11 protein-coding genes are annotated in these 12,599 nt (G+C 72.5%); 6 read left to right on the forward strand and 5 right to left on the reverse strand.

Features of this window, described 5'->3' with window-relative positions:
- Position 1 precedes the first annotated feature (1 nt).
- From Pflav_RS29155 to mtrA, 3 genes are read right to left on the reverse strand one after another with little or no spacing between them, the layout of a single operon-like run.
- Positions 2-1,861, reverse strand: a complete 1,860-nt coding sequence (locus tag Pflav_RS29155; protein ID WP_173039793.1) for an LpqB family beta-propeller domain-containing protein — start codon at positions 1,859-1,861, stop codon at positions 2-4.
- Positions 1,858-3,534: an MtrAB system histidine kinase MtrB gene (mtrB, locus tag Pflav_RS29160; RefSeq protein ID WP_173039795.1), complete on the reverse strand. Its 1,677-nt coding sequence runs from the start codon at positions 3,532-3,534 to the stop codon at positions 1,858-1,860. The genes Pflav_RS29155 and mtrB overlap by 4 nt, the downstream gene beginning before the upstream one ends.
- Before the next feature lie 12 nt (positions 3,535-3,546).
- Positions 3,547-4,236, reverse strand: coding sequence for an MtrAB system response regulator MtrA (gene mtrA / locus Pflav_RS29165; protein WP_173039797.1), 690 nt, complete (start codon positions 4,234-4,236; stop codon positions 3,547-3,549).
- 177 nt (positions 4,237-4,413) lie between these two features.
- Here mtrA and Pflav_RS29170 point away from each other — a divergent pair, with 177 nt between their 5' ends.
- From Pflav_RS29170 to Pflav_RS29190, 5 genes are read left to right on the forward strand one after another with little or no spacing between them, the layout of a single operon-like run.
- On the forward strand, positions 4,414-5,247 hold the full coding sequence (locus Pflav_RS29170; protein WP_173039799.1) for a serine/threonine-protein kinase: 834 nt from the start codon (positions 4,414-4,416) through the stop codon (positions 5,245-5,247).
- Positions 5,244-5,825 (forward strand): DUF4129 domain-containing protein, encoded by a 582-nt coding sequence (locus Pflav_RS29175; protein WP_173039801.1) that lies wholly within the window; start codon positions 5,244-5,246, stop codon positions 5,823-5,825. Before Pflav_RS29170 ends, Pflav_RS29175 begins: the two co-directional genes overlap by 4 nt.
- Positions 5,822-7,105, forward strand: a complete 1,284-nt coding sequence (locus Pflav_RS29180) for a DUF4350 domain-containing protein (protein WP_173039803.1) — start codon at positions 5,822-5,824, stop codon at positions 7,103-7,105. Before Pflav_RS29175 ends, Pflav_RS29180 begins: the two co-directional genes overlap by 4 nt.
- Positions 7,102-8,070 carry an AAA family ATPase gene (locus Pflav_RS29185; RefSeq protein WP_173039805.1) on the forward strand — a complete coding sequence of 323 codons (969 nt, stop codon included), beginning with the start codon at positions 7,102-7,104 and terminating at the stop codon, positions 8,068-8,070. The genes Pflav_RS29180 and Pflav_RS29185 overlap by 4 nt, the downstream gene beginning before the upstream one ends.
- Positions 8,070-9,350: a DUF58 domain-containing protein gene (locus Pflav_RS29190; RefSeq protein WP_173039807.1), complete on the forward strand. Its 1,281-nt coding sequence runs from the start codon at positions 8,070-8,072 to the stop codon at positions 9,348-9,350. The genes Pflav_RS29185 and Pflav_RS29190 overlap by 1 nt, the downstream gene beginning before the upstream one ends.
- Here Pflav_RS29190 and Pflav_RS29195 read toward each other — a convergent pair.
- Positions 9,328-10,290 carry a stage II sporulation protein M gene (locus Pflav_RS29195; protein WP_173039809.1) on the reverse strand — a complete coding sequence of 321 codons (963 nt, stop codon included), beginning with the start codon at positions 10,288-10,290 and terminating at the stop codon, positions 9,328-9,330. The genes Pflav_RS29190 and Pflav_RS29195 overlap by 23 nt on opposite strands.
- 25 nt (positions 10,291-10,315) lie before the next feature.
- Here Pflav_RS29195 and Pflav_RS29200 point away from each other — a divergent pair, with 25 nt between their 5' ends.
- Positions 10,316-11,332, forward strand: coding sequence for an RDD family protein (locus tag Pflav_RS29200; RefSeq protein ID WP_232072060.1), 1,017 nt, complete (start codon positions 10,316-10,318; stop codon positions 11,330-11,332).
- A 9-nt stretch (positions 11,333-11,341) separates the two neighbouring features.
- Here the strand turns inward: Pflav_RS29200 and efeB are convergent, their stop codons facing one another.
- The gene (gene efeB, locus Pflav_RS29205; protein WP_173039813.1) at positions 11,342-12,592 is read right to left on the reverse strand and encodes an iron uptake transporter deferrochelatase/peroxidase subunit; all 1,251 of its coding nucleotides are present in this window, start codon (positions 12,590-12,592) and stop codon (positions 11,342-11,344) included.
- Positions 12,593-12,599 lie beyond the last annotated feature (7 nt).

Below are 12,599 nucleotides of genomic sequence, written 5' to 3' on the forward strand. Positions count from 1 at the left end.
CTCAGTCCAGCAGGAAGAAGGGTGAGGTCACCTTGTCCGGATCGACCTCACCGGGGGCGCCCACCACCTCGTCGGCCTCGATCGCCGGCTTGTCGCCGGCGAGGTCGAAGGCGGCGTCCTCACGGGAGTACATCACCTTGGTGGTGCTGAACTCGGAGGCGACCGGATCGTCGGGGTACGCCACCAGGTGCGTCACGGTGCCGCCAGAGTCGCCGTACTGGCGCTGCGCGAGCGCTCCGTCGACGCTCAGCTCCCACACGGCCGGCTTGTTATCCTGCCCGGCGCCGGCGAGCGCGACCTTGGTCTCCTCACTCCAGTCGACCGCGGACACGTTCTTCAACGGGGTGGACACCCGCCGGTTCGACTTGTTTTCCACCTGGACCGTGACGCCGTCCCTGGAGATGCCGAGCACATGCACCTGCCCCCCGGCCAGGACCGCGATCTGGCGGCCATCCGGAGCGGCGCTGACGTCGGCGACGTCCTCGTCGATCCCGGCGGGCAGCGCGACCCGCTCCAACTGGCCGTCCGGCGTAAACCGCCAGAGCTTCTTGTCAGCGACCACGAGCCCGACGTTCATCGGGGCCTTGAGCCAGACCGGCCGCCCCATCGACGCGAACCCCAGCGCACTCGTCTCAGGCGGGCGGACGCTGTCGCCCACGGCCGTGACAAGCCGCAGCTTGAACTTCCCACCCTGCTGGATCACGAGCGCCGCGGCCGTCCGCAAGCCCTCGTCACTCGTCTCGCGGGCCAGGGCGGCCGAGACGACGCCCTCGTTGACACCCTTGGTGAGCAGGAGCTGCGGCAGCGGCTGGCGGCCGCCATCCGGTGAGCCCTTGAGCCGGTAGATCTTGCCCTCGAGGATCGCGAACCGCTCGGGCTGCGCCTCTTCCAGCTCCGGCCCTTCGGGCGCTCGGTTCGCGGCGTTCACGTCGTAGAACGCCGCGTCCCGGGTGAAGACCCGGGCCTTCTCGCCGTCCAGCAACAGCTGGAGGTCCACCTCCACGTACTGCCGAAGCGACCACATCAGCTGCTGGCCCAGCTGAAGAACCATGTCGATGTTGCTGGTACCGGGCGGCGGCTCGGCTGCGGCCGCGTTCAAAGCCACGTCCAGCCGATCCTTCGGGTAGGGCACGTTCTGGTTGCTCTTGGTATCGCTGCTGAGCGGGCTGACCGCCGGTTCGAGCCATGCCGACGGGCCGCTGATCAGCCAGTCGACGATCCTGGTCGGCTGCCGCCCCTTGTCCAGCTCGCTGGCCATGTAGCGGCTGTCCGGCACCAGCGTGGTGCGGTCAAGGCTCCAGAAGTAGATGGTCTGCGGGATGAAGTACGTCGACGTCAGTGCTTCCGCGTTCAGCAGCAGGTCCTTCGGGGGATCCGTGACGAACCAGGTGTTGTCGCCCTCGATGCCGCTGATGGTGAACTGGACCGTCGAGTTGGTGAGCTCAGGCGGGCCGACCGAGCCATGCCCGTCGAGCACGCCGACCTGTTCGACGTTGAGGGTGACCTTCCAGGTCTCCTGCCCCACCTCGGTGTACGTCGCCGGCTCACGGAGTCGGATGACGTTGATGCTGACGCCCCGGCCCACTTTGGAGCGGGCGCTCTCCGACACGTACCCCCTGATCCGCTCCGCCATCTTGTCCGGCTCGCCGGCGCCGGCATTCAGGAAGTTGGCGGTGAAGGTCTCCTTGGTGGTCGCGGCCTCGCGCGTGGGCGGGCTCACACCGGCGCCGCCGCTCGTCTGTTTTCCGGGCTTGGGACCGGGCCCGATGTCCCGCACCGCGGTCTCGTCGGGTATCCCGCAGCCGGTCAGGCCGACCGCGAGGGCCGCCGCGAGGGTGGCCAGGATGATCCGCCGCCTCACCCGGTCACCTCCAGTGTCGGGGGTCGTACGTCGACGGTGTGCCCGGGCACGGCGTCGGGCGGTACGAGTCGAAGGGGCGAGGAGGTCAGCCGGTCGCCCGCCCGCACCGGGAGCGTCAGCCGGAACTGGGCGCCCTGGGCCGGCGCGCCCCAGGCCTCCAGCCAGCCGCCATGCAGCCGCGCGTCCTCCAGGCTGATCGAGAGGCCGAGGCCGGTACCGCCGGTCTGCCGGGCCCGCGACGGGTCAGCCCGCCAGAACCGGTTGAACACGAGCTTTTCCTCGCCCGGACGCAGGCCGATGCCGTGATCCCGGACGGTCACCGCGACCGCGGCCTCGTCGGCGCCGAGCGCCACGGACACCGGCCGTCCCTCGCCGTGCTCGACCGCGTTGCCGACCAGGTTGCGCAGGATCCGCTCGACCCGGCGCGGATCGACCTCGGCGATCACGGGGGTCTCCGGCAGGCTCAGGTCGATCAATACGCCGGCGCGGGAGCTGAGACCATCCAGCCGCTCGACGACGCGGCGCACGACGGGCACCAGGTCGGTCGGCTCGGCGTCGAGCATCGCGAACCCGGCGTCGAAGCGGCTGATCTCCAGCAGGTCGGTGAGCAGGCCCTCGAACCGGTCGAGCTCGGCCTGGAGCAGCTCGGCCGCGCGCGCGACCGTCGGGTCGAACTCGTCCCGTTCCGCGAAGATCAGGTCAGCCGCCATCCGCACGGTGGTCAGCGGGGTACGCAGCTCGTGCGATACGTCCGAGGTGAACCGCCGTTGCAGCCGGGACATCTCCTCCAGCCGCACGATCTGTCTTTGCAGGTTTGTCGCCATCTGGTTGAACGAGGCGGCCAGCAACGCCAGATCGTCTTCGCCGTGCACGGCCATCCGCTGGTCGAGCAGGCCGGCGGAGAGGCGCTGCGCCGTGCGGGCCGCCACCCGCACGGGCCGGACCACCAGCCGCGTCACCAGCGCGGAGAGCACGCCGAGCAGGATGACCAGCGCGCCACCGGTAAACAGCACCATCGTGCGGATCTGTCCGGCGGTCTGGTCCTCGGTCGAGAGCGGAACTATGTAGTAGAGCTCCACCGGGCCGAACCCCGTGGGCACCGGGGAACCGGTCACGAGGTATTTGGTCGGGGCCGAACCGAAGTCATGGGTGCGGATCTGGTCCGAGACCCAGCCGTCGACCGCCACGCGCCGCGCGAGGTCGGGGCTGATCAGCGGGGAGACGTCGACCGACTGCGCGGGTTTCAGGTACGGGTGCCGGCTCGCGGTAAGCACCACGATCGCGCCGCCCTGCTCCGGTCCGCCCCGGGAGAGGGTGCTGACGATTTGGCGGAGGCTCGTCTGGACCTGCGGGTCATACGCCTGGTTGAAGGAACTCAACTGCTCTGCCGCGTAGTCGGTGTCGACTCGGAGCTGCTTCAGCGCGGCGTTCCTCGTACGGTCCAGGAGGATGTTGGTGCTCTGCGTGGCCACCAGGTAGGCGAATGAGCTGACCAGCACGCTCGACGCGACAAGCGTGATGGCGACGATCCGGAAGTGCAGCGACCGGCGCCAGGTGTGGTGCAGCGGCCCCGCGATCACCGCGCCCCGGCGCGCCACCCGCCGCCACAGATCGAGGGCAGCCTCCAGCGCCCGCGCAGTCAGCGCGGTTACGGAGCGTGTATCGGCAGCCACGGCGACACCAGGCTATCCGGTCCCCGCCTTGTAGCCCACGCCGCGCACGGTCAGGATGATCTCCGGCCGCTCGGGGTCCGGCTCGATCTTGGCGCGCAGTCGCTGTACGTGAACGTTGACCAAGCGGGTGTCGGCCGCGTGGCGGTAGCCCCAGACCTGCTCCAGGAGCACCTCCCGGGTGAACACCTGGCGCGGCTTGCGAGCCAGGGCGACCAGCAGGTCGAACTCCAGCGGCGTCAGCTTGACCTCGTCACCGTCGCGGCTGACCGTGTGGGCCGGCACGTCGATCGTGATCTGGTTGCCGGGCGGGCCGATGGTCAGCAACTCGGGCGCGGCGTCCTCGCCGCGGCGCAGCCGGGCCCGCATCCGGGCCACGAGCTCCTTGGGCTTGAACGGCTTGACCACGTAGTCGTCGGCGCCGGACTCCAGGCCGAGCACCACGTCAACGGTGTCGCTCTTGGCGGTGAGCATCACGATCGGAATGCCCGATTCGCCGCGAATTGACCGACATACGTCGATGCCGCTCATGCCCGGCAGCATCAGGTCGAGCAGCACGATGTCGGGCCTGTTTTCCCGGAAAGCGGCCAGTGCCCGCTCACCGTCAGCGACGAAAGACGGCAGAAAGCCCTCGCTGCGCAAGACGATGCCAAGCATCTCGGCCAGCGCGGGATCATCGTCGACAACCAGTACCCGTGCCCTCATGCGTTCAATATTCCACCTCGTGTCAGATCCATGGGACCGCCCTCACCTGGGGTTATGACAAATGGGACGATCCGTGAGCGAGCACTGGCCTCACGGGCGCCCGCGGCAGAGCAAGGACGTCCACGGTCGAAGCCGCACGGGTTAGCCGAGGTAGCGGGCCCGTGCCAGGATGGCGCAGTGCTGCTGCCGCTGCGCCCGCTCACCGTCGGCGAGCTGCTCGACGCCGCGGTGTCGCTGTTGCGTGCGCATGGACGGGCGTTGCTTCCGGTGGCCGCCGTCCTGGCCGCGATCGAGCAGGCGATGCTCGCCCCGCTGCGGCTGGCCGCCGATGCGGAGGCCCCGGCTTACCTGCCCGACTTCCCCCAGCTGCGCGAGCTCGAGCTCTACTGGGTGCTGCTCGCGGCCGGCGCGGCCACCGAGGTCACGATCATCGCGCTGCTGGGCGGGCTGACCGCCCGGGCCGCCGGTGCCGACGTGCTGGGGCAGCGGCCACGGGCCCGGGATCTCCTGCGGCCGAAGGGCGGCCGACTGGGGGCGGTGGCCGTGGTCGCCGTCGTGGCCGGGGCGGCGATGTTCCTCGCCGCACTCGCCGGTCCCGCCTGGTTCCTCGTGTACGGGCTGTTCGGGCTGGTCGCCCCGGCGGTGGTGCTCGACCGGCTCGGCCCTGGACGCGCACTGTGGCGGTCCGCGACGCTGGCCTCCCGGGCCGGCCTGCGCGCGGCTGGGATCCGCATCCTGGGGTACGTGGCGTGGCTGGCCATCCGGGTGGCCCTGGGCCTCGGGGCGTGGGCCGCCCTCGACCTGCTCAGCCTCGGCGGCGCGGAGTGGACCGCCCTGACGAGCGCGCTGGCCTGGATCCTGGTCAACACTGTGGCCTACCCCACGCTCGCCTGCCTCGACGCGGTGCTCCACCTGGAGACCCGGATGCGCACCGAGGGCCTGGACATCCTGCTCTCCCGCGCCGGCCGCCGCGGCCCGCTCACCCCGGCGCTGCTGGGAGTGGCCCGTTGAGCAGATGGTGGACCGAGGCCGTCGCGGCGTTCGGCGACGTGGTTCCGCTACCGCTGGCCGCGCTGGGCCTGCTGCTCGCCGCCGCCCTGATCGGTGCCGCCTGGTACTGGTGGCCGCACTGGGTGCCGCGCCGCTTCCCCCGCCTCCGCATGCCCCGGATACGGCTGCGCAGGCCGCGCTTCCACTGGCCCTTCCGCCGCCGCAAGCGGGACGCCCAGGAGGCGGTCCAGCCTGCGCCCGAGACCCCGGATACGGAGCTGCCCGACCTGCCGGTGGCGGCGTTCGTCTCGCTGGCCGACCGGTTCGCGGCCCAGGGCCGGTACGCCGAGGCGGTCCGCGAGCGGCACCGGGCCATGGTGCGTGAGCTGATCGAACGCCAGGTGGTCGAGCACCGCCCAGGGTGGACCGTCGCGGAGCTGGCGGGTGCGGCCGCCCGTGCCCGGCCGGTGGTCGACGCGCCGCTGCGCGCGGCCGGCGGCGTCTTCTCCGAGGTGTGGTACGGCCAGCGCCCCGCCGGCGCCCAGCATGACCAGCGGATGCGCGAGCTGGCCGACCAGATGCACCGGGCGCTGTCATGAGGAGGTGGCACCGGTTCGCGATCCCGCTGGGCGTGGTGGCGCTCGTCTTCGCCGTGACCGGTGTGGCGTACTCGGTGAACGAGCCCGACCCGAGCGACCCCGAGTTTCTCAGCCCCATCAGCGTCGACGGGATCGGTGGGCAGCGGCTGGCGCAGGCGCTCGCCGACCGGGGCGTACGCGTGGAGCGGGAGACCCGTACCCCGGACGCCCTCGTCTCGGCGAACCAGGGGGACGCGACCCTCTTCGTGCCGGTGCCGCGAGTGGTGCACCCCGACTACCTCGCCATGCTGCGCCTGTTGCCGCCGAGCACGCGCATCGTGCTCGTCGACCCCGCGCGCCAGGCGCTGGACGACGCGTCGATCCCGCTCGCGCTGGTCGGCCGGCGGTGGGCGGCCCGCGCGGTGGCCCCCGACTGCGCGGTGGACGAGGCCCGCGCGGCCGGACCGGCGGCGGCGCTGCGCCAGCGGTACAAGGGCGACGGCGTCCACTGCTACGACGCCGGGGTCGTCCGGGTGAGCTGGCAGCGGGCCGACCTCATAGTGATCGGCGCGAGCGACCCGTTCCGCAACGACAGGATCGGCGAGCACGGCAACGCGGCGCTCGCCACCGGCCTGCTCGCCACCCGGCCCCGCGTGGTCTGGCTCGACCTGCACAAGCTGGAGCCGCCGCCGGGCGTCGTCGACGAGCCCGGGTCGTCCGACGGCGTGCCACCGTCGCTCGGCGAGGACCCGCGCGACGGCGAGTACACCGAGGACGGGGGTGAGGGCACGCCCGGCGAAGAGGGCGACGGCTCGGGCTCCGACAGTCAGGCCGGCGAGGGCTCACGTGACAGCCCATCCGCATCCGATGTGGACAGTGAAAACCCATTGTGGAACGCCTTCCCCCCATGGTTCTGGGCGCTGCTGATCCAGCTCGCGCTCGCCGCGGTGCTCCTGGCGCTGTGGCGGGCCCGCCGGCTCGGTCCGCCGGTGACCGAGCCGCTGCCGGTGACGGTACGGGCGGCGGAGACCGTGCACGGGCGGGGCCGGCTCTACCGGCGAGCCAAGGCGCGTGGGCCCACCGCGGACCTCCTTCGGGCGGCGGCGCGGGACCGGCTCACGCAGCTGCTCGCCCCGACCGCCGGGGCGTCGCTTGTGGACGCCGCCGCCGCGGCGGCACGGTGGGACCCGGAGCAGATCGAGGGCCTGCTGGACGGGCCCACCCCGGAGAGCGACGATGACCTGCGGCGCCTCCAGTCCGACCTGGACGCGCTTGTCGAAGCCATAAGGAGAGCACGGTGACCCTTCCCGCGGGATCCGACGATGCCCGCGCCGCCCTGCACCGGCTGCGCGCCGAGGTGGCCAAGGCCGTGGTCGGCCAGGACGCCATCGTCACAGGCATGGTGATCGCGCTGCTGTGCCGGGGCCACGTGCTGCTGGAGGGCGTGCCTGGCGTGGCCAAGACGCTGCTGGTACGCACGATCGCCGCGGCGCTCGACCTGGACGCCAAGCGGCTCCAGTTCACCCCCGACCTGATGCCCGGCGACGTCACCGGCTCGCCGGTCTACGACCCGCGCAGCGCGGTCTTCGAGTTCCGCACCGGCCCGGTCTTCACCAACCTTCTGCTCGCCGACGAGATCAACCGCACCCCGCCGAAGACCCAGTCGGCGCTGCTGGAGGTGATGGAGGAGCGCCAGGTATCCGTCGATGGCATGCCCCGGCCGCTCCCCGAGCCGTTCATCGTGGCGGCCACCCAGAACCCGATCGAGTACGAGGGCACGTACCCGCTGCCGGAGGCGCAGCTGGACCGCTTCCTGCTCAAGCTGAGCGTGCCGCTGCCCAGCCGGGACGAGGAGATCGGCGTGCTGCGCGCGCACCACGCCGGCTTTGACCCGCGCGACCTGAAGGCGGCCGGCGTGCAGCGGGTCGCCAGCGCCGCCGACCTCGCCGCCGGGCGGGCCAGCATGCAGCGGGTCGGCGTGGCCGAGCAGGTAATGGCGTACATTGTGGACCTTTGCCGGGCGACCCGCACCTCGCCCTCGCTGGAGCTGGGCGCCTCGCCACGCGGCGGCACCGCGCTGCTCGTCACCGCGAAGGCGTGGGCCTGGCTGGCCGGGCGGGACTACGTCACGCCCGACGACATCAAGGCGGTGGCCCGCGCCACGCTCCGGCATCGGGTACGGCTGCGCCCGGAGGCCGAGCTCGAGGGCGTGACCGCGGATGCCGTACTCGACTCGGTGCTCGCGACCGTGCCGACACCGCGCTGATGGTCACTGGCCGCGCCGCCCTGCTGCTGACCCTCTCGGCCGCCACGCTCCCGCTGTGGCCGTCGCCGTGGTTGGGGCTCGCGGTGCTCACCGGTGGCGTGTTCGTACTGTCCACCGTGGACTTCGTGCTCGCCGCTCCGCTGCGGGACGTCGAGCTCACCCGGGACGGCACGCGTACGGTGCGCTCGGGCGAGACCGCGACCATCTCGCTGCGCGTGGCAAACCGTTCGCCGCGGGTGCTTCAGGCCGACATCCGCGACTCGTGGGTGCCCTCGGCCGGCGCCACCCCGGCGGTGCACCGGGTGGTGGTGGAGCCGGGCAGCGCGGTGACCGTGGAGACTTCGCTGACCCCGACCCGCCGCGGCGATCGGCCGGCGGTACGGCTGACCCTCCGCTCGCACGGGCCGCTGCGGCTCGCCTTCCGGCAGCGGGCCGGCCGCCCCGCTACACCACAGTGGACGCTACGGGTACTGCCCCGCTTCGACTCGCGGCGCTTCTTGCCGGAAAAGACCGCCCGCCTCCGTACGCTCGAAGGCTCCACGGTCACCCGAGGGCGCGGGCAGGGCACCGAGTTCGACGTGCTGCGCGAGTACGTCATCGGCGACGACGTCCGCTCCATCGACTGGCGGGCCAGCGCACGCCGCTCCGACGTGCTCGTGCGCACCTGGCGGCCGGAGCGCGACCGGCGCGTGGTGTGCGTACTCGACACCGGCCGTACCTCGGCGGTGCTCGCCGGCACCGAGCCCCGCCTGGACGCGGCCATCGACGCCGCGCTCCTGCTCTCCGCACTCGCCCTGCGCGCCGGTGACCAGGTCGACCTGCTCGCGGTCGACACCGCCGTCCGAGCCACCGTCTCCGGCGGCCGGCACGTGCTGCTCCCCCGCCTTGTCAACGCCCTCGCACCGCTCCAGCCGTCCCTGGTGGAGACCGACTTCGAGCTGGTGGTCGGCGAGGTGCTGCGGCGGGAGCGCAAGCGGGCGCTGGTGGTGCTCTTCACCGCGCTGGAGCCGGGCGCCCTCGGCGACGGCCTCCTGCCGGTGCTGCCCCGGCTGGCCACGCGGCACAAGGTGCTTGTGGCCGCCGTACACGACCCGCTGCTCGCCGAGGCGCGGGGCGACCCGTACCTGGCCGCCGCCGCCCTGCGTACGCTCGGCGAGCGCGACCGGGTGCGGTCGGCGCTGACCAGGCACGGCGTGGAGGTGCTGGACGCGCCGGTCGACACCTTCGCCTCCCGGGTGGCCGACACCTACCTCGCGCTCAAGCAGGCGGGGAAGCTTTAGCCTTTGCCGCGGCCGCGCCACCCAGGATCACGACGTAGCCGAGGAACGCCAGCCAGACCGCCGCGCCGATGCCGATGCGGAAGACCGTGGGCAGCGGCGACGGCGTCACGAACGCCTCGACCACCGCCGATACCGCGAACACGCCGACAAGCCCGACCGCCACAAGCATGCCGTCCCGCGCCGCCTCGACCACCGCCCGGCCGCGGGTACGGTGCGGGCCGGGCGCGATCCACGACCAGCCAATCCGCAGCCCGACGCCGGCCGCCACGTAGATCCCGGTCAGCTCCAGCAGCCCGTGCGGCGTGATCAGGCTGAAGAAGAGGTCGCCGCGCCCGTACGACATCATCACGCCGCCGACCACGCCGATGTTGAGCGCGTTGCTCCAAAGCAGCCAGAGGACCGGCACGATCAGCACGCCGGAGGCCAGGCACTGGGCCGCCAGCCAGGCGTTGTGCGTCCACAGGTGAAACGCGAAGGTCTGCGGGAGGAACTCCGTGTAGTACCCGGCGAACTCCGACGCGACGAGGTCTTTGGCCGCCTCCTCGCCGATGAACGCGCCCGCGCTCTCCGGGTGGCCGGCCACCCACCACATGAGAAACCCGGTGAGCGCGGTGAACGCCACCCCGACGCCGGACCACCACGCACCCGCCCGGTAGGCGGCCAGTGGGAAGCCCTCGGTGAAGAAGCGGCCCACCTCCCGCCACGAGAGGTGGCTGCCCCCGGTGATCGTGGCACGGGCGGCGAGCACAAGCCGCGACAGGCGCGCGACAAGCGCCGGATCAGGCGAGCGGCTGCGGACGACCGACAGGTGCGTGGCGGCCCGCTGGTAGAGCCACACGAGCTCGTCCACCTCGGCCGCGGTCAGCCGCCGGCCGCGGGACAGCTGCTCCAGCCGTCGCCACTCGGCGTCGTGCTCGGCCACGTACGCGTCGAGGTCCACGCCCGACATGGTGTTCACTTGTCGGGTGAGCGCGCAAGTGCACGCCGCCGGCGTCCTCGTCAGCGGGGAGGCGGTCGAGGTCGAGGTACGCGTGGCCCGGGTCGGTTCCCGGGTCCTCTCGCTGCTGATCGACATCGCGGTCCAGGTGATGCTCGCCGTCGCGCTGCTGGTCATCGTGGCGGTGGCGCTGTCCAGCACCCCGGTCGTCGACGCCGCACTCGAAGGCGCACTGTTCACCGTGGGTATTGTGCTCGTGCTTGTGGGTTACCCGACGCTCTGCGAGACGCTCACCCGCGGCCGTACCGTCGGCAAGTTCGCGCTCGGCCTGCGGGTCGTACGGGACGACGGCGGCCCGGTGCGCTTCCGCCACGCGCTCACCCGCGCCCTCGTCGGCGTCGCCCTGGAGTGGCCAGGCCTGGTGCTGCCGCTGGTCACCTGGGTCGCGAGCCTGGCCACGATGCTGGCCAACCCGCGCGGCAAGCGCCTCGGAGACCTGGCCGCCGGCACGATGGTGATCCACGAGCGCACGCCGGCCTCGTGGGGCTGGGTGCCGGGAATGCCGCGACCGCTGGCGAGCTGGGCGTCCACCCTCGACCTGACCGGGCTCGACGACGACCTGGCGCTGGCCGTACGCCACTTCCTGGCCCGCGGCCACGGCCTCTCCGAGCCGGAGCGGAGCCGGCTGGGGCAGGCGCTCGCCGGGGAGATCCTGGCCAAGACCACGCCGCCGCCTCCGCCGGGCGTGCCGGGCTGGGCGTACCTCGCTGCCGTCCTCGCCGAGCGGCACCGCCGGGCCGCCGACCGCCTGGCCCGCGCCCGCGCGGCCACCGCGGCGCTCTGGCCCGGGCTCGCGGGGCCGGCACGCCCGGCGACACTGCTCACCCGCCCGCCGGTACCGGTCCCGCCCGGCGCCCCGTACGAGTGGCCGAGCCACGCCTGGCCGAGGCCGCCGTGGCTGGGGCCCACCGTGGAGCAGCCCGACTGGACCGGTATGCGCCGACCGCCGGTGGCCAGCACGTTGCGCCAGGCCGCGCCCGACTGAGGTCGACGGTCAGCCGAAGAGTGCGCGGCCCCAGAAGTCGCCCTTCTCACGCACCCCGGGCGGGCAGGCGAAGAGGCCGCTGGAGACGTGCCGGATGTACTCGTTCATCACGTCGTTGCGGGCCAACGCCGTCTGTACGGGCACGAACTGCTTGCGCGGGTCCCGCTGGTACGCGATGAAGAACAGGCCCGCATTGAGCCGCCCGAGCCCGTCCGAGCCATCGACGAAGTTGTAGCCGCGCCGGAGCAGGCGCGCGCCGCCGTTCTGGTCCGGGTGGGCCAGCCGTACGTGCGCCACCTCGGCGATCGTCGGCTCGCCGTCCTCGCCCTTGACGGCGAAGTCGGGCTCGTCGAACTCGTCCTTACCGCCGAGCGGCGCACCGCTGCCCTTGGCCCGCCCGACGATCGCCTCCTGCTCCGCCAGCGGAGTGCGGTCCCAGGTCTCGACGAGCATCCGGATCTTGCGGGTGACCGAGTACGAGCCACCCTCCATCCAGGATGGTCCGTCGCCGGGCTGTACCCACAGGTGGTCGCGGAGCAGGCCCTCCTCCTCGGCCTTCAGGTTGGCCGTGCCGTCCTTGAAGCCGAAGAGGTTGCGTGGGGTCGCCTGCGCGGTGGACGTCGAGGAGGTACGGCCGAAGCCGAGCTGCGACCACCGCACGCTGACCGTGCCGAACCCAATCCTGGCCAGGTTGCGGATCGCGTGCACGGCGACCTGCGGGTCGTTGGCGCAGGCCTGCACGCAGAGGTCGCCGCCGGAGATCTTGGGGTCGAGCGCGTCGCCTGGGAAGCGGGGCAGGTCGGCCAGCGCGGCGGGGCGCTGGGCGGCGAGGCCGAACCGGTCCACGCCGTCCGCGTTGCGGAACAGTGACGGCCCGAAGCCGATCGTCAGCGTCAGGCCGGACGGCGGCAGCCCCAGCGCCTCACCGGTGTCGTCCGGCGGCGCCTCGGGGATGCCGTCGACCGCGCCGATGAGACCGGCATCCTTGCCCGCGGCCATCCTGGCGGCCGCCTCGGTCCACTCCCGCAGCATCTCGACAAGCCGGTCGCGACTCTTCGTGACTACGTCGAACGCCACGAAGTGCAGCCGGTCCTGGGCCAGCGTGACGATGCCGGCCTGCTGTTCGCCGTAGAACTCGACCGCGCCGGACGCCCCCGCGGTCGCCGGGTGGTCGTCCCGCAGCAGCGCGGCGGCGCTCGCCGCCGCGCCCGCGCCCACGACCCCGATGCCTGCCAGTGCGATTGCCCTGCGCCGGTTCATCGGACCA

Origin of the sequence: Phytohabitans flavus (assembly GCF_011764545.1) — a bacterium.
Taxonomy (GTDB): domain Bacteria; phylum Actinomycetota; class Actinomycetes; order Mycobacteriales; family Micromonosporaceae; genus Phytohabitans; species Phytohabitans flavus.